General features: G+C 44.9%; 19 protein-coding genes. 2 read left to right on the top strand and 17 right to left on the bottom strand.

Annotation, left to right across the window (positions count from 1 at the left end; genetic code table 11):
- Window positions 1-10: 10 nt before the first annotated feature.
- From BUB08_RS15490 to typA, 10 genes are all read right to left on the bottom strand, one after another.
- Window positions 11-196, bottom strand: a complete 186-nt coding sequence (locus BUB08_RS15490) for a hypothetical protein (RefSeq protein ID WP_073002796.1) — start codon at window positions 194-196, stop codon at window positions 11-13.
- A gap of 36 nt (window positions 197-232) precedes the next feature.
- A complete protein-coding gene (locus BUB08_RS15485; RefSeq protein ID WP_073002795.1) occupies window positions 233-2,092 on the bottom strand; it encodes an outer membrane protein assembly factor BamB family protein in 1,860 nt (619 codons plus the stop codon).
- A 47-nt stretch (window positions 2,093-2,139) separates the two neighbouring features.
- Window positions 2,140-3,402 carry a 4Fe-4S binding protein gene (locus BUB08_RS15480; protein ID WP_073002794.1) on the bottom strand — a complete coding sequence of 421 codons (1,263 nt, stop codon included), beginning with the start codon at window positions 3,400-3,402 and terminating at the stop codon, window positions 2,140-2,142.
- Window positions 3,403-3,405: 3 nt separating this feature from the next.
- On the bottom strand, window positions 3,406-3,984 hold the full coding sequence (locus BUB08_RS15475) for a 4Fe-4S dicluster domain-containing protein (RefSeq protein WP_073002793.1): 579 nt from the start codon (window positions 3,982-3,984) through the stop codon (window positions 3,406-3,408).
- A complete protein-coding gene (locus BUB08_RS15470; protein WP_073002792.1) occupies window positions 3,968-4,165 on the bottom strand; it encodes a hypothetical protein in 198 nt (65 codons plus the stop codon). The genes BUB08_RS15475 and BUB08_RS15470 overlap by 17 nt, the downstream gene beginning before the upstream one ends.
- A gap of 1 nt (window position 4,166) precedes the next feature.
- Window positions 4,167-5,126, bottom strand: a complete 960-nt coding sequence (locus tag BUB08_RS15465; RefSeq protein ID WP_139249741.1) for an NHL repeat-containing protein — start codon at window positions 5,124-5,126, stop codon at window positions 4,167-4,169.
- Window positions 5,127-5,131: 5 nt separating this feature from the next.
- Window positions 5,132-6,559 (bottom strand): outer membrane protein assembly factor BamB family protein, encoded by a 1,428-nt coding sequence (locus BUB08_RS15460; protein WP_073002790.1) that lies wholly within the window; start codon window positions 6,557-6,559, stop codon window positions 5,132-5,134.
- Window positions 6,560-6,643: 84 nt separating this feature from the next.
- Window positions 6,644-7,882, bottom strand: coding sequence for an outer membrane protein assembly factor BamB family protein (locus BUB08_RS15455; RefSeq protein ID WP_073002789.1), 1,239 nt, complete (start codon window positions 7,880-7,882; stop codon window positions 6,644-6,646).
- A 46-nt stretch (window positions 7,883-7,928) separates the two neighbouring features.
- Window positions 7,929-9,143 (bottom strand): outer membrane protein assembly factor BamB family protein, encoded by a 1,215-nt coding sequence (locus BUB08_RS15450; protein ID WP_073002788.1) that lies wholly within the window; start codon window positions 9,141-9,143, stop codon window positions 7,929-7,931.
- Window positions 9,144-9,274: 131 nt separating this feature from the next.
- A complete protein-coding gene (gene typA / locus BUB08_RS15445) occupies window positions 9,275-11,086 on the bottom strand; it encodes a translational GTPase TypA (RefSeq protein ID WP_073002840.1) in 1,812 nt (603 codons plus the stop codon).
- 283 nt (window positions 11,087-11,369) lie between these two features.
- On the opposite strand from typA, the gene BUB08_RS15440 reads away from it, so the two are divergent.
- A complete protein-coding gene (locus tag BUB08_RS15440; RefSeq protein WP_083570808.1) occupies window positions 11,370-12,398 on the top strand; it encodes a YeeE/YedE thiosulfate transporter family protein in 1,029 nt (342 codons plus the stop codon).
- Window positions 12,399-12,624: 226 nt separating this feature from the next.
- Here the strand turns inward: BUB08_RS15440 and BUB08_RS15435 are convergent, their stop codons facing one another.
- The 7 genes from BUB08_RS15435 to BUB08_RS15400 all read right to left on the bottom strand — a co-directional run bounded on the left by BUB08_RS15435 (window position 12,625) and on the right by BUB08_RS15400 (window position 19,008).
- Window positions 12,625-14,334, bottom strand: a complete 1,710-nt coding sequence (locus tag BUB08_RS15435) for an acyl-CoA dehydrogenase family protein (protein ID WP_073002787.1) — start codon at window positions 14,332-14,334, stop codon at window positions 12,625-12,627.
- A gap of 11 nt (window positions 14,335-14,345) precedes the next feature.
- Window positions 14,346-15,365 (bottom strand): electron transfer flavoprotein subunit alpha/FixB family protein, encoded by a 1,020-nt coding sequence (locus tag BUB08_RS15430; RefSeq protein WP_073002786.1) that lies wholly within the window; start codon window positions 15,363-15,365, stop codon window positions 14,346-14,348.
- Between the two features lie 25 nt (window positions 15,366-15,390).
- Window positions 15,391-16,266: an electron transfer flavoprotein subunit beta/FixA family protein gene (locus BUB08_RS15425; protein WP_073002785.1), complete on the bottom strand. Its 876-nt coding sequence runs from the start codon at window positions 16,264-16,266 to the stop codon at window positions 15,391-15,393.
- 457 nt (window positions 16,267-16,723) lie between these two features.
- Window positions 16,724-16,933 carry a zinc ribbon domain-containing protein gene (locus BUB08_RS15420; RefSeq protein ID WP_073002784.1) on the bottom strand — a complete coding sequence of 70 codons (210 nt, stop codon included), beginning with the start codon at window positions 16,931-16,933 and terminating at the stop codon, window positions 16,724-16,726.
- Window positions 16,934-16,936: 3 nt separating this feature from the next.
- Window positions 16,937-17,095, bottom strand: coding sequence for a type II toxin-antitoxin system antitoxin (locus BUB08_RS15415; protein ID WP_073002783.1), 159 nt, complete (start codon window positions 17,093-17,095; stop codon window positions 16,937-16,939).
- Window positions 17,096-17,137: 42 nt separating this feature from the next.
- The gene (locus tag BUB08_RS15410) at window positions 17,138-17,986 is read right to left on the bottom strand and encodes an SPFH domain-containing protein (RefSeq protein WP_073002782.1); all 849 of its coding nucleotides are present in this window, start codon (window positions 17,984-17,986) and stop codon (window positions 17,138-17,140) included.
- Between the two features lie 428 nt (window positions 17,987-18,414).
- A complete protein-coding gene (locus BUB08_RS15400; protein ID WP_073002780.1) occupies window positions 18,415-19,008 on the bottom strand; it encodes an RNA polymerase sigma factor in 594 nt (197 codons plus the stop codon).
- Between the two features lie 159 nt (window positions 19,009-19,167).
- Between BUB08_RS15400 and uvrA the strand changes: the two genes are divergently transcribed.
- Window positions 19,168-21,966 carry an excinuclease ABC subunit UvrA gene (uvrA, locus tag BUB08_RS15395; protein ID WP_073002779.1) on the top strand — a complete coding sequence of 933 codons (2,799 nt, stop codon included), beginning with the start codon at window positions 19,168-19,170 and terminating at the stop codon, window positions 21,964-21,966.
- Window positions 21,967-22,241 lie beyond the last annotated feature (275 nt).

The raw sequence follows: 22,241 nt of genomic DNA, 5'->3' as shown, positions 1-22,241 counted from the left end.
GCACCGGTTCCTATTTTTTCTTCTTATCAAAAAACAGTCTCACGGGCAATATAACACCAGCGCCAAAACAAATTCCGGAGAAAAAGCCAATAAGCTCCTCATCCATTTTTGTGTTTGAATCCTTTAATAACACATAAATGATAATGCCCGCCAGAATCAATAAAACTGAAATAAACAGTGTTGTTTTCTTTCCCATAATGTTTAATTTTCAGGACGCTCTACTTCGAATTTACTATTTACCGATGCAATACAAATTATCTTCTCCTCTGATATAAATTCTTCCGTCCACAAAAGCCGGAGTTGTTCCTGCGTTTTCGCCCAACTTGTTCTCGGCAATTAATTTCATTTCTTTGGCAAATTCATAAATGCGCATCACCCCGTCGTTATCCATCATAAACAGTTTACCATCGGCATAAACAGGCGATGAATAAAGTGTTTTGCCCACGTCGTGCTCCCAGTATTCTTCACCTGTTTTGGCATCGTAACACACCAGCACCCCGTAACTTGTTGCAATAAAAAGCAGTCCTTCGTGCGCCAGCGGACTGGCAGCTTCCGGCAAAAACATATCTTCTTCCCAAAGAATTTCCTGTGTTTTAATATTGATGGCGGCCAATGTTGCGTATTCGTTGGCGGCGTAAACCACACCGTCGGAATACCCGACAGAAGGGCCAACTTCTCCCATCATACATTCCACTGACCAAAGCTCTTTTCCGGTCTGAACATCGTATCCTGCCACAATGGGATCAGCGGTAAGAACCACCTGGTATTTGCCGTCAACCTGAGCAAGCACCGGGCTGGCCCAGGAAATTTTTGAACTGCGGGCGGTATCCCACACCGGTTCACCAGTGGCTGTGTTCAACGCCAACACCCGTCCGCTTTTATTTGTATCGTATTGGATAATAAGCTTATTGTCCCATACAATGAGCGAAGATGAATGTCCGTAATGATTATCAGGCACGCCCAGATTCTTCGCCCAGACCCGGTCGCCATCCATATTGAAAGCGGCCACATCTCCGGTAGCAAAAATGGCAAACACCCGCTGCCCGTCGGTAGTAACTGTTGGCGCCGAAAGACCTGTATCCTCGGTGACGCGGGGCGGTGAAGACGGAGAGCCCGGAATATTGTCGGCTTTGCCTGTCCAAAGTAATTTTCCATTATTACCGTTGAAACAGTATACCTCCCGGGTCTGGTTATCGGCACCGGCTACAAACACCTTGTCGCCCCAAACCACCGGCGAATTGTACCCGTGCTTGGGAATCGGAGATTTCCAGAGAATATTTGCTCCAGCAGCACCATCCCACTGCGTCGGGATATTTTTACAATAACTGATTCCCTGACCGAATGGCCCACGAAAAGAGTTGTGGTTTCGTTTTACAAGATCTGCAGTAAACGCAGCGGCAGGTTTTTCTGCTACAACTTTTTCCGGGGCAGGCGCAGGCGCCGCGACAGGTGTTTCTGCATCAATTGCCTGAACCTCGGGTGTTTCATCCACTACTTCCTTCGGAGGATTATTTTCGACAATCTCCTCTTTCTGAGGCACATTTTCTGCAATATCAATCACTTCAATTCCTTCGTCAACCGATTGGGCAGGCGCTTCAACAACAGCATTTTGCCAGTCGTACTTTTCCAAATAATTAACGGTTGAAAACGACGCAACAATGGCAACGGCAAAAAGCACTGCCCCAACAATCAGAACACCTTTCTGAGCCAGAATCCTGCTGGCTATTTCATTTTCCAAAACTTTTTCGGGCTCTTCAATTTTTGCTTTCAGCGAGTAATAAACCCTGAGCGCAAAAGCAAGCACAACGGCTCCCAACAACAACAGAAAAGCGCCGGTTTTTACCTGCCACTGACTGTTAAAATAAGCTTTGCGTGCCAGCAAATCGTAATTTCTGATTTCGTTTTTCAGCCCATCATTATTGGGTTCTTCTTTCAGCCGCTGAACAAGCACATCCAGCGCCTGGCTTTCAACGGGATCGTTTTTGGAAAACTGCCAAAAATTAAGCAGCAACAACAAAGCCAGCACGGTGCAAAAAACACCGGAAATTACAGCTACATTTTGTGCAAGTTTTAATTTATCGTTGTTGGTCATTTCGTTTATAATTGCTTATTGTTCTTTTTTCAAACTATTGATCCTTTTTATTTTTCTACCGGGCAATAATCCACACAGCGCGCACAACTGAAACAGTTTCCTTTATGCGGCAAATAATCCTGACGTTTTCTGAAAACAATCGTATTCAGCAGCGTCATTCCAATTACCAGCCCCAGAAATCCTCCGGCAATCATGCTTCCGATATAAAATTTTCCACGGATGATTTTTGCCTCTTCCACCAAGGGTTCCATGGTTTTTCCGGATGCCAGAAAAGTTTGTACATCGATGTTATCGGGGTCGTTTTTAATTTCAGGATTGGAAATAAGCAGTTCCGCCAGGTAAACATCCGGATTGGCTTTTGACAACCAGGTATGAGTACGTTCCCCGACAAACACGCCGGCAGCTACCCAAACCGGAATTAGCACCGCGTAAACAAGAAAACGTTTCGGGCCGAGGCCGGATTTTACCACCTCTTTTTCGTTGGTCGGGTAATCAATGGCATCGAACGGGCACGAGTTGGTACACAATTTACACTGAATGCACGCTGACGGAGTAATGGAAAGATGCCACTTGGAAAAACGCGACATCCAACTCAGCAAAACACCGTAAGGGCAAAAAAACCGGCAATAAGGACGCGCCACAAACATTCCCATCAGTAAAAAACTAACGCCCAAAACAGCCATGTGAAATTTCGCTTCCATGCGAAAAATGCCCACAAACGGGTCGTATCGACAAATAATAAAGTCGGTGCCCGTGGCAGCAAAAAGTACCGCCAGCGAAAGATATATGTATGGAATCAGCCCCAACGTTTTGTTCAGCCATTTGGGCAAACTAATGGGCTTGATAATTATTAAATCCTGAATAGCGCCCAACGGGCAGGCACCGGCACAGAATGTACGGCCGAAAAACAGCGTAAAAGCCAGTGGTAGCAGGAAGAACAGCAGTGCCGTGAGCGAAATGGCATAAGCCGGATCGAAAAAAGAAAGCGTGACATTTTGAATTGCACCAATGGAACAGATGCAGCCATCCCGGTAAAAGCCGAAGTAAATAAGCGTAAATACCGAAAGCCACAAAACTCCCTGCCGCGAGCGTTTTTTTAAGACCAGCCACGAAGCAAGAGAAAGGACAACCAGCAAAACCAGCACATCGAAATACTCCAGTGACAGCGCACGAGGCTCCGGTGTAATTGTTGTCGGCTGTTCGTACCCGGATTCGAACTCCGGTTTTGGAAAACGCTGTTGCTGAGCCGACGCGGCCACGTACAACACCACAAAAGCAACAGTCCAGAATATGTACTTCAGTTTTTTCATTGTTCAGGATTCCGATTTTTTAGTAAAGTCACCTTTTATGAAATACGCTTCACTGGCCGGCACCCTTTTTATTGCATTCGACGGGCAAACGCGGGCGATGGAACAATCGTTACAATTATCGCAAATGCTGTGGATTATCTGCAAATGCAACGAGCCGTTTCCGAAAGCAGTACACCCTTTTACACATTTGGCGCATCCGATACACAAATCTTCGTTAATAATATATTCGAAATAAGGCTCCTCAATAAATTTTCGTTCGATGGCGGCAGTGGGGCAAAGTTGATTTTCGGCAGCAGTGCTCAATGCGTTGGAGTCGGGTTTTAAATAGCCGCCACACAAATCGCAATAGCCGCACAAATCGTAGGCATGAACGCATTTAACTGCCGAAGGGCTCATCACACAATCAGTGGCGCAACGGCCGCACTGGGTGCATTCAAAAGGATCGATTTGCCAGACGTAGTCATCTTTTACCACTTTACTGAGCGCCAACCCACTGACACTGCCCAGCGCCATTGCCAACGACAACCGCACGCCGCTCTGAATAAACTCCCTCCGGTTTTTCGACTTACTCTCTTTTTCCATCTTTCACCTCCTTTGCCTGTGGCAATTCACATTTTGCGAATTTACCGCACCTTTGACAGGCCGGCGATACCGAACACGTAGCATCCACTTTTTTCCGGACAACCAGGTATCCGGTGGTGGCTGCCATTCCGCCAAGGATTAAAATCCTGCCTCCGGTTTTTAAAAATTCTTTTCGGTCCATATTATTTTGGTTCAAAAACCCGAATTATTTTTTTATCAAAATCGAGCGCATAAATATTGTCATTGCTGTCGGCAGCCACATCGGGCGCCCTGCCTTCGTCCACAAACTTTGCAGGCGCTGCAACCACTCCTTCAAACTCACCCGATCGCTTGTATGTTTTTATCCGAACCAGGCCTTTTTCGCTGGTTACATAACGGCCATCGCTTAAAAAAGTAAAATGCGACGGGTTGCAGCAACCACTGAACCCTTCCAGATTCACGCCCGTGCTTTTCCAATAGGTACGCAACTGCCCGTCGTAAGTATAATTTTCCAGCGCGTGCAGGCCTGGATTAACCACCCAAAGTTCTTCCTGGTCATTAATATCGAGGTCGAAACACGGGCTTGGAACAATAAATCCGTGCAAAGCGCCCTCTTCGGCTTTGCCATCAAACTCTCCCAGCATCTCGCCATTTTTTGAATAACGAATCACCTTTCGCATTCCGGCGTCTGCCACAAAAACATTGTTGTTATCAGCAGCAACCGCAGTTATTAATGAGTTGTTTCCCGGAACCGGCCATTCACTTAACGCATTGCCTGTTTCATCAAACATCAAAATTTTATTTTTAACGGCAACAAAAATTTCATGCTGAAAAACTTCCACCGCAAGGGGTTTTTCGGGCAATGGAAAATTCGCCAGCAGTTTACCCGACAAATCAACAACTTTCAACTCTTTGTCGCCGGCAATGTATAGTTTGTTATTTTGAATGGCGACGGCAACCGGCTCTTCAAAACCAATTCTGAAATTTTTCGATTCTTTATAAAGAATCAGCTCGGGAGCAACGTTTTTAAATTCTTCCACGTTATAGGCAAACGGATTTGGATTGCTGCGATCCGGCCTGTCGGAAATAAAATCGACAACCAAAACCGCCACGATTACAACCACCAGGAGGAGAAGAAAAATGATAATTCCTTTGTTCTTCATTTTTTTCATTTAACGTTCAAATCTATACAGACCATCGTTTTCGAATCGCGCATTACCAGGTAGCCGTTTGCAAGAGCAAAAGGCGCCCAGGCATCGTGTCCGTCTTCAATAACTTTTGCCTGGTCGAGCTGAATGTACTTTTTCACATCCGGCCGGGCAATAGTAAGCGTCCCGTTGTCAGACAGAATAAACAGTTTTCCGTCGGCAATAAAATAAGGTCCCAATCCAAACCGGGTTTCTGTTCCGCTGGTCCAGACCATTTCCTGCGGATTATCGGGATTTACGCAAATCAACTGGTTTCGGTTCGGCCCGCCGTCTTTGGGCATTATTCCCAAAAGATGGCCGTCCCAATACAACGGGGTTTGCTGTTCACAAGCCAATCCGTCGCGCGGAGGGTATTTAGAGAGTACTTCAATGGAAAAATTCCCGTTGCTTTCCGAGAGCTGTGCCATCATACTTCCTGCGCCGTAGCCTGCCGTCATAAATATTTTCCCGTCGGGCATGCAAACCGGAGAAGGAGCCACAACCGAGTGGTTCCAAACGGTGGTTTGCCAAAGAATTTCGCCGGCATTAGCGCCATCTGCAGCCACACCAACCAATGCTCCAATGGCGCTGTAAACGTACATTTTTTGCCCGCCAAAAGTAAACGGCATCACAGAAGAGTGCGACATTTTCCAACCTTCGGGATTGGGCGTTTCCCATATTTTTTCGCCGGTCTCACAATCGATAGCCACCAACAAAGCATTCCCGCCGGTAGCGATAATAGCTTTGCCATCATCAATAAGCGGACACTGCCCGGTGTACCACAAAGGCACTTCCGACTGGTACTCTTTTGCCACATCCAGGCCCCAACGCAAATCTCCGGTTTCCCTGTCGAGACACATTACATGGCACATGGGGCCCATTGAAAGAATATAATCTTCTGTTATTGCAGGAATCGTTCGGGACATGCCGTGATTACGTTTCACATTCAACGTATATCCGCGAACCCACATCTCTTTTCCCGTGAGCAACGAGTAGCACCGCAACATATCTGCGCGTTCCTCTTCATCGTAATCGAGAACATAAACCAACCCTTTGTATATGGCTGCTCCCGAATGCCCTTCGCCCAACTCTTTCGACCAAACTATTTTCGGCCCCTCAGCGCCAAACCTGTCAATAAGTTTCACCGGCGATTTGGAAATGTTATCAAAATCCGCCCCCCGGAAACGTGGCCAGGTTTCAGACATTTCGGTATAATCGTCGGCAAACTGTTTAAAATACTCACCTATTTTTACATCCTGAGCTTCGGCTCCCGAACCACGGTTATCGGCACCATCCAGGCTCACCTCAAAATCGCTGGTTGGATCAGTCTGCAACCACCAGATCAGAAGCCCGACGAAAATAATCGCCAGGGAGTAAGAGGTCGCTTTTATGATTTGACTGCTTTTCATTTTTTTTCTGAATACAAACTGCGAAAGCAGTCTTTCAAAACTGCTGCACTAAAAAAACAGAAAGGGCTGCTTTTCGCACTTCAGCTAATTTCCTTTGATATCAAAAACGAGCAACACATCGCCGTGCCGCATGAGTAGTTTACCATCGGAAATAAAAGGATGCGCCCAATGCGGGCCTGCACCTTTGGTAATTCGGAACTGACTGACCACTTCAAAGCCGTTGGGAGTTGGTTTTACCAGCCCTACATTTCCCCGCTCGTTATATGCATACAACATTTCGTCGGCCATTACCAGCGCACCTTTGGTATCCCAGTCGTCTACATATTTGATTTCTCCGGTATCCCAAACCATACAAACCCAGCGGCCTCGCCGGTTATCGTACCAGTTTGAACCGTACAAATGCCCGTCGTGCAAAATCACGCCGTGGTGGTGATTATCGAGGGTGTGGTCTATAAACTTCTCAGACACGGATGTTCCGGTGGAATCCATTTTCAGCATCACGGCAAAATAATCGTACCCCATGGTCAGAAAAATCTCATCGTCATTAAAAACCGGAGTGTTGGTCCAGATAAGACCTTCTCTGTCCCACAAATCGGGATTATAATATTTATAATTCCATGCTACTTCTCCTTTTTCGGGTTTTATGGCCAGAAGATGCGTTCCGGTTACCGCCAGAATATACCGGAAGTTCCTGTATTCGTATATAGTAGCAGAAGCATAAGCGCGCGGCCCGCCGACGGATTTTGTTTCCCATGCTGTTTCGCCGGTGAATTTATTCAACGCAATAATGCTTGTTTCGTGACCGCCCGGGGAACAAATTACCAAATCATCTACAATCAGCGGAGTTTCTGAATTTCCCCACAAATGGTATTCGCCATGAAATTTTGTATCGACATTAACTGCCCAGACTTCCTTCCCGGTTTCGCGTTGGATGCACGCAACACGGCCGGTTCCGCTCTGTACATAAATTTTGTCGCCGTCCACCACGGGGGTGCAGCGGGTATCGGGAAACGACTGATTCCAGGATCTCCCGTAGGAGACCTGCCATTTTACATTGCCCTGCAAATCCATTGCAGTCAGGTAATCGAGAGTATCAATCATTCCGGTTGTATAAATCATATTATCAGCCAGAATGGGAGACGACCACCCTTTCCCGATTCCTTCGGTTTCCAGAATCAAATCAGGCCCTGCTTCAGGCCACTCTTTCAAAAGCCCGGTTTCAGGGAACTTCCCGTCGCGGTTAGGGCCCCGCCACTGTATTACCTGTGCTTCAGAAGTAAAAACAAATGCCACCAACACAACGCTCCACAGAACAATTTTCATCGTTTTATATTTGGTAGATTATTAATCATAATAACTAATTCTGAGTCTATTTTACTTTGTAAGCAATCAGGGTATTTCCGTGCCTCAGGTATAACTTTCCATCGTTAACCACAGGATGCGCCCAATGCTGTGCAGAACCCAGTTCGACTTTGGTTTTACCCGTTGGATTAAACCCAGCAGGAGTAGCTTCCACCAGGGCAAGTTCGCCCCGTTCGCTGTAGCAAAACAACATACCATCGGCAGCAACTGTAACTCCTTTACCAATGTCTGTGGATACGTATTTTTCTTCCCCGGTTTTCCAGTCCACGCAACGCCACTGGCGGTTATTGTCACCCGAGCCATACAAATAGCCTTCAATAAGCACCATTCCTCCAATCCGGTTATCGAGTTTATCGTTGAACCAGGCCTTTTCCACGCTGCTTCCGTCATCGGTCAACTCCAGCTTTACGCCACCCTGACCGTAGCCGCTAAAGCAGAATAAACCGCCGTTGTAATAAATGGGTGTATTGGCATGAACCTGCCAACGATTTGTTTGCGGGTATGACCACAGCATTTTCCCGTCTTTGGCATCGATGCCAATTATATGGTCGGCAGTGTGGGTTACAAGTAATTTTCGCGAGGGAAACTCAATTAGAAGCGGCGTACAGTAAGCCGAAGTTTCGCCTTTCCCGGGCGAAGACCAAACCAGATCGCCGGCAAAACGGTTCATTGCAACCACGTTGTCCTTCTTCCCGCCCGGGGTAATGTAAATCAGGTCATCATTTACCACAGGAGTTTCTGTAACTCCCCACCTGATGTTTTTTCCGTCGAAATCTTTAAAAACGTCTTTACGCCATTTTACATCTCCATTGTTGGCATCCATGCAGGTTAAAACGCCAAGGCCCGAATAGATGTAAAGCAAATCGCCAACAATAACAGGAGTTGAACGGGATCCCGGATAGCTTTCGTGAAACTCTTCGCCGTAAGGAACTTTCCATTTTAAACCGCCGGCAGTTGACAAAACATAAATGTAGCCGGTGGTTTCCTCCATTCCCGAAAGGTAAATTGCGCCATTGGCAAAAACAGGAGATGAATGTCCTTCCCCGAGGCCATCAAAGTGCCAAATGATTTCTGGACCGGAAGCCGGCCATTTTTTCAGCAACCCGGTGTCGTTATAAACACCGTTTCCGTTTGGCCCCCTCCATTTTGTGGGAACCTGGGCAAGAATTGCAGAGCCCGTAAAAACAAGCAAAAGAATCAGATTGACAGCCTTGGTGAACATCTCCTATTGGTTTTTAAATTAATTGCTTAAAAATAAAACCAATATGTGGAATGCACAATCAGGAATTGTAATTTATCACATGTCTAAATAGTGATATATATTTACACTTCGTTAAGAAGTTATTAACAAATCTACTCTTCTACAACTTTCGCCTGCCTTTTCCTATCGTGTTCATTCAGAAGGATTTTCCGAATTCGCATGTTCTTTGGTGTTACTTCCAGATATTCGTCGTTTCTGATGTATTCCATTGATTCTTCCAACGAAAATTTAATGGCCGGAGCAATGCTTGCTTTATCGTCGGAGCCGGCAGCCCTCATATTGGTCAACTTTTTCGTACGGATAATATTGATGGTCAGGTCGTCTTGTCTGGTGTATTCACCAATTACCTGACCTGCGTAAACATCTTCTCCGGGGTCTACAAAGAAACGGCCGCGATCCTGCATCTTGTCGATGGAATAGGCAATTGCAGTACCTGTTTCCAAAGAAATAAGCGCCCCGTTGCGTGCTACACCGAGAGGCCCTTTCCAGGGTTCGTACCCTTTAAAACGATGAGACATGATTGCCTCTCCTTCTGTACCGGTAAGCATCTGGTTACGCAATCCGATAATTCCACGGGCAGGAATAGAAAATTCGAGGTTTGAACGATCGCCTTTTACTTCGATGTTCATAATCTCACCTTTACGCTGGGTAACCAATTCGATTACCTTTCCTGAAAATTCTTCGGGAACCTGAACGCTAAGTAATTCAATCGGCTCGTTTTTAACACCGTTAACTTCTTTTATAATAACCTTGGGCTGTCCAAGTTGCATTTCGTATCCTTCGCGACGCATGGTTTCAACCAAAACTGACAAGTGCAAAATTCCACGTCCGAACACCAAAAAGGAGTCGGCAGAATTGGTTTCCTGCACCCGCAATGCCAGGTTTTTTTCTGTTTCTTTAAACAGCCTTTCGCGCAACTGGCGGGAAGTAACAAATTTTCCGTCTCTTCCGAAGAACGGAGAATTGTTGGCCACAAACAACATGCTCATGGTAGGTTCATCCACATGAATCGGTTTCAACCCTTCGGGTTCGAGAGCATCTGCAATTGTGTCGCCAATTTCAAAACCATCGAGACCAAGTACAGCACAAATTTCTCCGGAAGGTATCGGTTGTTTTGTTTTTTCCTTACCCAGTCCTTCAAAAAGATAAACCTCTTTGGCCAACGATTTAACAACGCTTCCATCGCGTTTTACCAGCGAAACCGGCGTGCCGGGAATCAATTCTCCACGGGTAATTTTTCCAACCGCAATACGGCCGGTGTACGAAGAATAATCGAGAGATGTGATGCGCATTTGCAACGTACCTTCCTTGGGTCTTGCCGGCGGAATATGATCCAGAATAACATCCAGCAGGTAGCTGATGTCCTGGGTTTCTTCTTTCCAGTCGGGTCCCATCCATCCTGCTTTGGCAGAACCATAAACCGTCGGGAAATCGAGTTGTTCTTCCGATGCATCGAGACTGAACATCAGGTCAAAAACTTTTTCCTGGGCAATATCCGGTGTACAGTTGGGTTTATCCACTTTATTTACCACAACAATAGGTCTCAAGCCCAGCTCCAGCGCTTTTTGCAAAACAAACCGGGTTTGAGGCATCGGTCCTTCAAAAGCGTCAACAATGAGCAGAACCCCATCGGCCATGTTCAGCACACGTTCTACTTCTCCTCCGAAATCGGAGTGACCGGGGGTATCAATAATATTGATTTTGGTGTCTTTATACCGAATAGAAACATTCTTCGAAAGGATCGTAATTCCGCGTTCACGTTCCAAATCATTGTTATCGAGAATGAGTTCCCCCATATTCTGGTTTTCTCTAAAAAGCTTCACCTGGTAAAGCATACGGTCAACAAGTGTTGTTTTCCCGTGGTCAACGTGGGCGATGATCGCAATATTTCTTATTTCTGTCATTGTTCTCTGTTTTCTATAAGTTAAATTGAAGAACTTCCATCTTAATTCCTGAGTACCAACTGTAATAAACCAAAAAAGCCGCCTCATAAAATGGCGTGCAAAAGTAAAAAAAGAAATTACCAGCAAATAGAAAGTAGTATTTAAAATGCAGATTTTGAGGAAAAAATTAATATCGCAGCCAACTGTTTTTTGTCATTCAGGCCAGACAGCCCCAATTCGCTGAAAAATAAATAGAACAATATTGATTAACTTTGTGTTTCACTACAAAAAAATCAAAATTATTATGGTAACTACAATCATTCTTGGATTTCTTTTTGGAGCGGCGTTACAGTACGCAAAACTGAATAAATTCAACACAATAAGCGGTATGGCTACCCTCAACAACCTGGCAGTAGCCAAAGCCATTGCCGTTGCAATTGGTGTTGGCGTAATTCTAGTCAACATTGAAATAGGGCTGGGATTTGCCTCGTACCATACCAAACCCTTAATTCTGGGAGGGATTGCCGTGGGCGGCATTATTTTTGGCATTGGCATGGCAATTCTTGGGTATTGCCCCGGAACGCTGGCAATTTCTTTGGGACAGGGCTCAACCGACGCTTTTTGGGGAATTGCAGGAGGATTATTGGGCGGATTGGTTTACACGCTTGTGTTGCCGTCAATTCAAGGATTTCTGGGGCCAAACCTCGGTGTAATTTCGCTGCATACACTCACCGGAAGCAACCCTGTTTTATTCTACGTACTCGTGGTGATACTGGGGGCAACGTTCATCGGAATTTCTTTTCTTGCGCATAAATTAGACACGCCAAAAAAGGACATGAAATGGCTGATTGCCGGAATAAGCCTGGCAATTCTGAACACCGTGATATTTTCAAAGTTCGTTTCAGACAGGCAAATAGGCGCTTCTACTACTTTTCCGTTTGTTGCCGACTGGCTTGCGGGAGCTACTGAAAACAGTTACTTCCAGGCTATTCAGAAATCAGGAAGATGGGAGGTGCTGTTTTTGCTGGGTGCGTTGTTGTCGGGATTGGTTATTTCGCTAATCAACAAACAGTTTAAAATTCAACTAATTCACGACAATTGGAAAAACTTCAAAAATAACTCCCGGATATCCCGCGTGGGCTGGTCGTTTACAGGCGGGTTTATTATGCTTTTTGGCGCGCGCATGGCCGGAGGATGTACCAGCGGACACGTTATTTCAGGCGGGATGCAGCTGGCTATAAGCAGCCTTGTTTTTGCCATTTTTGTTTTTGCCGGACTACTGATTACCGGACGCATTTTTTACGGAAAAGACAACTTCAACAAAAGGGATTAAAAATTCTACTGAAAATAGTTTCTCATAAAAAATTCAGCCCTGCCGGAAATTGAATTCTGACAGGGCTGAGTATTTTAAAAATGCAATTTGCAACCTAATGTTGTTTTGTTAACGCTGTCAAGTTTAAAGACGTTGACACGTTCAGAATTAAAAGTCCGCAGCTCCAGGTAATGTCCGCCGAGTGCGAAATACAAGATCAACGAACCTTGGTCACCAAATGCAATCGTTACAGTTCGAATTTGTAGTTTCCAATGTCACTTAATTCGGAAACCCTAATGTATTCAGCATTTGCTTTCACCTGTGCCTTGGCAAAAGTGATGTAATTTTTTGCCGAACGCAGGAACGATTCTTCGCGGTTAGCATCAAGCAGCAGCAGATAACTCATAATAATATGACCTGCCATTTCGACCAGACGGCGCGCATGGAAATCAATAAATTCGTTGTCGTCTGCCGAAGTAACTTTTTTCACCGCCTGCTCGTATTCGTCTGTTAAAATAATCAACGAGCGTTTAAGGTATTCCAGTTGCGGAGAAACGTGTTCTGCTTCGTAATGCCTTATCCGGGTAAGGAAAGCTCCGGTTGTAACGCCACGGATTGCTGCTACCACCTGCAACTGAGTTGTTCCTTCGTAAATGGAAGTGATTCGGGCGTCGCGGTAAATTCGCTCTACCGGGTAATCCTTCATGAAGCCCGAACCGCCATGGATCTGAACCGCATCGTATGCAAGCTGATTAGCGAACTCACTGGACATTCCTTTTGCCAGCGGGGTAAAAATGTCAGCCAAACGCTGGTAATGTTTCATTTCGTCCCGTTCTTCTTTTTCCAGTTTGCGTTCTTCGGAAATGTGTTGGTAAGTTTTGTACACATCAACAAAACGTGCTGTTTCGTACAACAATGTGCGAGAAGCATCCAGTTTTGCTTTCATCATCGACAACATTTCAAATACGGCAGGGAACCGGATGATCGATTTTCCGAACTGCATGCGCTCTTTGGCGTATGCCAGCGCTTCGCGGTACGCAGCCTCACAGAGGCCAACCGACTGCGCTGCAATTCCGAGGCGGGCACCATTCATCAGCGCCATTACATATTTAATGAGGCCGAGTTTCCGGGAGCCCACCAATTCAGCAGGGGCATTTCTGAAAACCAGCTCACAAGTTGGCGAGCCGATAATCCCCATTTTGTGCTCAATACGCCGAACCGTTACACCTCCTTGTTGTTTGTCGTAAATAAACATGGAAAGCCCGCGGCCGTCTTTGGTTCCCGGTTCAGAGCGTGCCAACACGAGGGAAATATCGCCATCTCCGTTGGTAATAAAACGTTTTACGCCGTTTAGCAGCCAGGTATTCTTTTTCTCGTCCCAGGTAGCTTTTAACTGAACCGCCTGCAAATCGGAGCCTGCATCGGGTTCTGTCAGGTCCATTGCCATGGTGTCGCCTTTGCAAACACGCGGAAGATACTTCGCTTTCTGTTCTTCCGACGCAAATTCGTTTATGGTTTCGGCACAATCCTGCAAACCCCAGATATTTACAAAACCGGCATCGGCCCGCGAAACAATATCGGCAGCCATTATATAGGGAACAATGGGAAAGTTCAATCCTTCGTATTGATACGGAAGCGACATGCCCATCAACCCTGCCTGGTTGAGTGCTTTCAGATTTTCACTGGTCCCCGATGCGTAAACCACATGCCCATCGACCACCTGCGGTCCTTCGGCATCAATTCCTTCGGCATTCGGGGCAATAATATCGCCGCAAACTTCACCTACAATTTCAAGTACGCGTTCGTAGTTATCCATTGCATCTTCGTGATCAAGCGGTGCAAACTGAAACTCGTCCTTAAAAGAAAAATTCCGTTCTTTTAACCGAACAATTTTTTCCATTAACGGATGATTCAAATGGAATTTCAATTCGCTGTTATCGGTATAAAAATTTGCCATTTTACTGGATATTATTTTGTGTTCTTTTTATAATACTTAATCATTTTAGGAACGATCTCAGCAATATCGCCGGTAATTACATAGTCGGCAATTGCGTTAATCGGCGCTTCCGGGTCGGTATTGATTGCAATAATCTGGGCCGACTGATCCATTCCGGCACGGTGCTGAATCTGCCCGGAAATACCGCATGCAATGTAAAGTTTCGGACGAACGGTTAAACCGGTCTGCCCAATTTGCCTTTCGTGTTCCACATAGCCGGCATCTACAGCAGCGCGAGAGGCGCCAACTTCGCCGCCAAGCACTTCTGCCAATTCGTGCAGCAGCCTGAAATTTTCTTTTGAGCCAACGCCGTACCCTCCGGCTACAACAATTGGTGAGCCTTTTATATTCAGCTTACTTTTCTCCATGTGCCGCTCAACAACCTCAACCACAAAATCGGTATCGCTCACATATTTCGGCACCTCAAGATTAACTATCTTCCCTTTGTATTTGGGATCGAGAATACTTTTTTTCATCACCCCTTCGCGAACCGTCGCCATTTGCGGACGGCAATCGGGGTTAATAATGGTTGCGATGATATTTCCGCCGAAAGCCGGACGAATTTGGTACAGTAGATTCTCGTAATTTTTATTCGCTTTTTTATCGAAATGTTCGCCAATAACCAGGCTTGTGCAATCGGCTGTTAAACCGCTGTGCAACGCAGAAGACACCCGCGGCCCCAGGTCGCGACCAATTGAAGAGGCTCCCATAAGTGCAATTTGCGGTTTTTGTTCCTGAAACAACTTCACTACAATTGCGGTATGAGGAAGCGTTTGATAGGGCGACAACCTTTTGTCGTCGGCAAGATACAAGGTATCGACGCCGTACGGAATAATTTCGCTGCCAACATTCTCTAATTTATGTCCGATTGCAATGGCTTCCAGGTTACATTTCAGCTCGTTGGCCAGCGACCTGCCTTTTGTCAGCAGCTCCTGACTAACGTCAGCCACCTGACCATCTTCTATCTCACAATAAACAAATACGTTATTCATCTTTTGCTATTTTTTCAGTTGTAAATTACCCGATGGTATGACTTTTAATCAGTTCTATCATCATGCTTTCGATATCAGAATCGGCGTCGGAAATAATTTTTGAATCCTTTGCCTGCAGCACCACATTCTCGATGGATTTAACCTTGGTTGGCGAACCACTCAGCCCCAACTGCGATGCATCTGTTTCGATATCAGTCACTGTCCATTCCGGGATATTCAAATCGGGACGATCGTTATACAAATGCGTATAATCTTCGTTCTCTTTTTGAAGTTCGGTAACTGTTTTTGCCCACTTGTATTTCATGAGCAACTTGGCATTGCGCACCCGGCATTCGGGAGCAGTGCCGTTTACTGTCATTACCAGGGGCAGTTTGCACTTCACTGTTTCCACGCCCCGGTCGAGGCGACGTTTCAATACAATCGTATCTTTTTTCAGCTCCTTTACTTCTTCGACGTAAGTAACCTGAAGCATTCCCAGTTTTTCGGCAACCTGCGGACCAACCTGGGCGGTATCACCATCAATGGCCTGGCGGCCGGCAATAACAAAGTCGATTTTACCCATTTTTTTCAAGGCCTGCCCCAGAGCATACGACGTAGCCAGTGTGTCGGAACCTGCAAACGCCCTGTCGGTAAGCAACACACCTCCGTCGGCACCCCGAAATAAGCCTTCACGAATAATTTCTGCCGCGCGCCCCGGCCCCATTGTCAGCAGTTTCACCGTAGTGCCGGGAAACTGATCTTTAATACGCAACGCCTGTTCCAGCGCATTTAAATCTTCAGGATTAAAAATAGCAGGAAGAACAGCCCTGTTCACAGTTCCGTCAGCCTTCATTGCATCTTTGCCCACGTTCCTGGTGTCAGGGACCTGCTTGGCCAAAACAATAATTTTGTAAGTTTCCATCTGTTTAAAATGTCTGTTTTATATGGCAAAAAAACGAAATTCGAATGGTCTCGATCATCTTCAATTTGGTGTGAATTCCATTCTTATGCTCATGTCATCAATAATAAATTGGTTGATTTACTTAAGTTTTTTCCGGCAGTTGCAATACTACCAGATTCCTTTTTAATTTAAAAAGACATCAAATATAAAAATTGAACCCAAAGAATTCAAAACGAATAAAAAATCTGGAAATCAAAAGGGAGAGAAGAAGAACCCCGGGAATGAGCACTCATTAATGCCTACAAACCGAATTCAGGATTTCAAACACCTGCTACTATTAGCATTAAAACAATCAACCGTATAATTCCAATATTTCCAAAAAAAATTGCTGGCGGTTCTAATTTAGAATTGGTATAATTAAACCACTCTTCTGACTACAAGTTTTGACTATCGGCAATTCGAGGCTTCCTCCCATTTGCTAATTGGTCAAAAAATCGAGGACATTACTACCTCCACCCGATTTGCCTGTTCTGTAAAACTCTGTGAAACCACACCGCGTGCACGAAACAGCGGTAAAACTCCGGTTCTGAATATTGAAATACCTGGTAAAACCGGCGCCTGTTGTACGAATTTGGTCTGTCTCTGCTTTTTTATTGCCACACTTGGGGCAAACATAGGTCTGTTTCATATTTTACTCCTTAGGTTTTAACCGCTTTGCATCCTTTAATGCATTATGAATAATCCATTCCAGTTGACCGTTAATACTCCTAAAATCGTCGGCAGCCCACTTTTCAACTGCCTGCATCATTTCCGGATCAATCCGCAATACAAATGTTTTTTTCTTAGCCATCAAAAAACAACCTCTCTTTCATGATTTTTCCAACCCCGCAAATTACTGATACAATGTTCCTGTATTCACAACAGGGGCAGCATCTCTGTCGCCACACAAAACCACCATCAGATTACTCACCATTGCAGCTTTTTTCTCTTCGTCCAGATTCACTATCTCCTTGCTGCTTAGTTCGTCTAACGCCATCTCTACCATGCTCACTGCGCCTTCAACAATTTTAAACCGTGCGGCTACAATTGCCGTGGCCTGTTGCCGTTTTAACATTGCGCGGGCAATTTCCTGGGCATAAGCGATATAATTTATACGCGCTTCAATAACATGAACCCCGGCAATTTCAAGCCGTTCCCTTATCTCTTTTTCCAGTTGATCATTTACCTCCTCGGTACTTTCCCGAAGAGTTACCTTGGCCTTTTCGTCTTCAATGTTATCGTAAGGATAAAGCCCGGCCAGCTTACGCAAAGCTGCCTCACTCTGCACCACCACAAAGTTTTCATATTCGTTTACCCCGAAAGCAGCACGATAAGTTTCCTCTACCTTCCAAACCAGCACCAATCCAATCATAATGGGATTCCCCAGCTTGTCGTTCACCTTAATGGGTTCGCTGTCGAAATTACGCGCGCGCAACGAAATCTTCTTCTTGGAGAAAAACGGGTTTACCCAATAAAAACCATTCACTTTAATGGTTCCGCGGTAAGCGCCAAACAGCACCATCACACAACTCTGATTCGGATCCACTACAGTGAACCCCGGAGCGATTAAAATAAATAAAGCTATCGAAACCACAGAGGGAACCACCATTCCTCTCATAAAACCAAAAACAACAAATACCAAAATGAGCAATTCCAGAAAAACGAACAAGTAACCAGACAATCCTTTATATTCTTTTTCCATGACATTAAATTTAAACTAAATTGATATTAAAATGATATCAAATATACAAAAAAATTTAATCCGCACCCTGACACTGCAAAAAAGAGCAAAAAAAAGACGTCTCATCGGACGCCTCTTTTCTCAAAAAAAATTTCTTTTTAATTTAAAATCATCTCCACATACCCTGTCGCTTCGGTTTCAACAACATCGTAGGCGCGGGCAAAATCCAATATTTTTTGGATTGATTGCACAGATGGATTAAAAACTGCACTTTTCATTTCAAACAAATCAGTTTCAGCTACATTCCTTTGAATATTGGAACTCTCGACTGAATTTTGATAAAATTTTTTGAAAACAAATAACAAGGTAGAATTTTTCATCATAGGCATTCTTAGTAAATTATTTACAAGAGAACGCCTCCACCCTTACCGTTATTGTGTTAAGAAGTGTTAAATCCGCGTCAATTCCAGATTTTTCTGTTTAATCAATTTACGCAGGTTAATCAATGCGTAACGCATACGCCCCAAGGCAGTATTTATGCTAACTCCTGTTTGCTCGGCAATTTCCTTAAAACTGAGATCCATGTAATGCCGCATATAAATTACCTGCTGCTGATCGTCGGGAAGCTCTTTTACCAGCTCTTTTACTTCGCTCAAAATCTGACTGTACACCATCTCGTCTTCAATGGTAAAATCAGAAAACTTTTGCGAATTAAAAATATCCACTTCAGTACTGTCATTGGAAATGGTTCCCTGAAGTTTCTCCCTTCTGAAATGGTCGATAATCAGATTGTGCGAAATGCGCAAAACCCAGGAAACAAACTTTCCGTTCTCCACATACTTTCCTCTTTTGAGCGAACGTATGACTTTTATAAATGTTTCCTGAAAAATATCTTCCGCAAGTTCCTGATTTTTCACTATCAACAAGATATACGAATACACCCTGCTTTTATGGCGGTGAATTAAAAATTCAAGTGAATTTTGATCGCCTTCGATAAAACGTTGAACGAGCTCATTGTCGCTCAGTGCATTTGTCCTGAACATTACCTTCTATTTAATTGTAAACAAAAAGTAAATTTTCCCGATAGGCGTCAATTTTAGATTGAAGTAAAACTATTTATTAATTTTGTACGGGTAAAAATGAGATATTTTACTGATATATACAAGTTTTTTTAACAATTTTACACGAACAGCATATAGCCCATGCCTCAAAATAAAGCAGAAAAATTTATTGAAATACACCACGCAAGGGTTCACAACCTCAAAAATATAAGCCTAAAAATCCCCCTGAACAAATTCGTAGTAGTTACCGGAGTCTCCGGTTCGGGAAAATCGTCCCTGGCTTTCGACACGCTTTTTGCCGAAGGGCAACGGCGCTATGTTGAGAGTTTGTCGTCGTACGCCCGGCAGTTTTTAGGCCGCATAAACAAACCCGAAGTAGATTTCATCAAAGGCATTCCGCCGGCCATTGCCATCGAACAAAAAGTAAACACGCGTAATCCGCGATCTACTGTAGGAACTTCCACCGAAATTTACGATTACCTGAAACTCTTGTTCGCCCGGATTGGAAAAACAATTTCGCCTGTTTCAGGAAAAGAAGTTACCCGGCATTCTGTTACCGATGTGGTAGATTTTATTTTCTCTTTTCCGGAAAACACCAGGGCAATGATTCTTTCTCCGCTGAAACAAAAAAACGGAAGAACCCTTCTGGAAGAGGCAGAACTACTGATGCAACAGGGGTTCTCCCGACTTGAAGTAAACAACGACGTAAAACGAATTGACGAGCTGATAGAAGCAGGGGAAAATAATTTCTGCAGTGGCCAATGCCATGTCATCATCGACCGCGTGGCCGTTCAAACCGACAAAGACACTCACAGCCGGATTGCCGACTCGGTGCAAACCGCGTTCTACGAGGGGAATGGCGAATGCGTTGTTAAAGTGTTCAATAACGACGAAATAATCACCCGCAATTTTTCTAATCGTTTTGAAGCCGACGGAATTGAATTTGAAGAGCCAACTGTCCACACATTCAGTTTTAACAGCCCGGTGGGCGCCTGTCCGACCTGCGAAGGTTACGGGAAAATAATTGGGATTGATGAAGACCTGGTTATTCCCAATAAATCACTATCCATTTACCAGGATGCCATTGTTTGCTGGCGGGGCGAAAAAATGAGCAAATGGAAAGATCGTCTCATTTATTCGGCAGACCAATTCGGATTTCCAATTCACAAACCGTATTTTGAATTATCGCCAGACCAGAAAAGCTTGTTGTGGACCGGCAACAAATACTTTAAAGGGCTGAACCGTTTTTTCAAATACCTGGAAGAAAAAAGCTACAAAATCCAATACCGCGTAATGTTGTCGCGCTACCGGGGAAAAACCACCTGCCCCGACTGCAAAGGGACACGACTAAAAAAAGAGGCGGGTTACGTAAAAGTAGCCGGCATGTCGTTGCAGGAGCTGGTGTTAACGCCGGTTGCTGAACTGAGAGCATTTTTTGAAGGATTACAATTAGACAAACACGAACAGGAAATTGCAAAACGCATCCTCATCGAAATAAAGAACAGGCTTACTTTCCTTTGCGACGTCGGACTGGGATACCTTACGCTGAACCGGCTTTCATCAACTCTTTCGGGAGGCGAATCGCAACGAATAAACCTGGCAACTTCGCTGGGCAGCAGCTTGGTCGGCTCTCTGTACATTCTGGACGAACCCAGCATTGGACTGCACTCGCGCGACACACAACGACTTATTAAAGTTTTAAAAAAGCTGCAAAAAATTGGCAATACCGTTTTTGTAGTGGAGCACGACGAAGAAATTATCCGCGCGGCAGATCAGGTCATCGACATCGGTCCTTTTGCCGGCCAGCACGGTGGCGAGGTTGTTTTTCAGGGGAACCACGAAGAACTTGCAAAAAAACCAGAAAGCCTCACCACAAAGTACCTCACAGGAATCGAAAAGATTGAAGTGCCAGCACAGCGGCGGAAATGGAGTAACTTTATTGAAATATTGGGCGCACGCGAGAACAACCTCAAAAACCTCAATGTAAAACTGCCGCTAAACACGCTAACTGTTATTACCGGCGTAAGCGGCTCCGGAAAATCGTCGTTGGTGTCAAAAATTCTGTTCCCGGCACTAACCAAGTTACTCGGCGGATACGGAGAAAGAACCGGGCAGCACGATGCTGTGAGAGGCGACTTCAAAATGCTGTCTTCGGTCGAATTCATAGACCAGAACCCCATAGGAAAATCGTCGCGTTCCAATCCGGTTACCTACCTGAAAGCATACGACGAAATCAGAAAACTGTATGCCGACCAACAGGCTGCAAAAATACAGGGACTGAAACCATCGCATTTTTCGTTCAACGTAGATGGCGGACGCTGTGACGAATGCCAGGGAGAAGGAACCATAAAGGTTGAAATGCAATTTTTGGCCGATGTTTATCTGGTTTGCGAAAGCTGCGGAGGAAAACGGTTTAAAGAGGATATTCTGGACGTTAAGTACAAAGGAAAGAACATCGACGATATTCTGAACCTGACTGTAAACGAAGCCGTAGAACTGTTCTCTGTAGGAAAAACTTCCACTGAGAAAAAGATTGTAAAACGTCTTCGCCCGTTGCAGGATGTCGGATTAGGGTACATAAAGCTGGGCCAGTCGTCGAGCACGCTTTCCGGAGGCGAAAGCCAACGCGTAAAACTGGCTTCATTTCTGGCGCAGGAAAAAGACAGCCCTACGCTGTTCATTTTCGATGAGCCCACCACAGGCTTACATTTTCACGACATCCGTAAATTGCTCGATTCCTTTAATGCGCTTATTTCGCGCGGGCATTCCATTATTGTTATTGAGCACAACCTGGAAGTCATCAAATCTGCAGACTGGATTATTGACCTGGGTCCGGAAGGTGGCGACAAAGGCGGCGAACTCATTTTTGCCGGCACGCCCGAAGATTTGGTTAAACAAGAAAATTCGTATACCGGAGAAGCGCTGAAAGAAAAGTTGTAACACTGCATCTACAATATCAAGAACAGACTTTTAGCAAAACCGGTTGTCATCCTACTCTGTCAGTTTTTCTAAAAAACAGGCACAACTGTGTCCGTATTTGGAGGTTTCGCCATTTTAATTATTTTTGCATACGTCCCGTTTTAGGGACTTTTTTTTTATTTGAAACCGCTGAATTTCAGCCAACATTTTTTTAAAATCATTTGTAAATACCACAGCGAAAAACAATGAATTTGCAAAGCTCAATTGACAACACAACTCAAAATCATTCGACCACT

The organism is Mariniphaga anaerophila (genome assembly GCF_900129025.1).
GTDB classification, from domain to species: Bacteria; Bacteroidota; Bacteroidia; order Bacteroidales; family Prolixibacteraceae; genus Mariniphaga; species Mariniphaga anaerophila.
The sequence above is the reverse complement of the archived record's forward strand: the minus strand, read 5'-3'. Positions and strand labels throughout refer to the sequence as shown.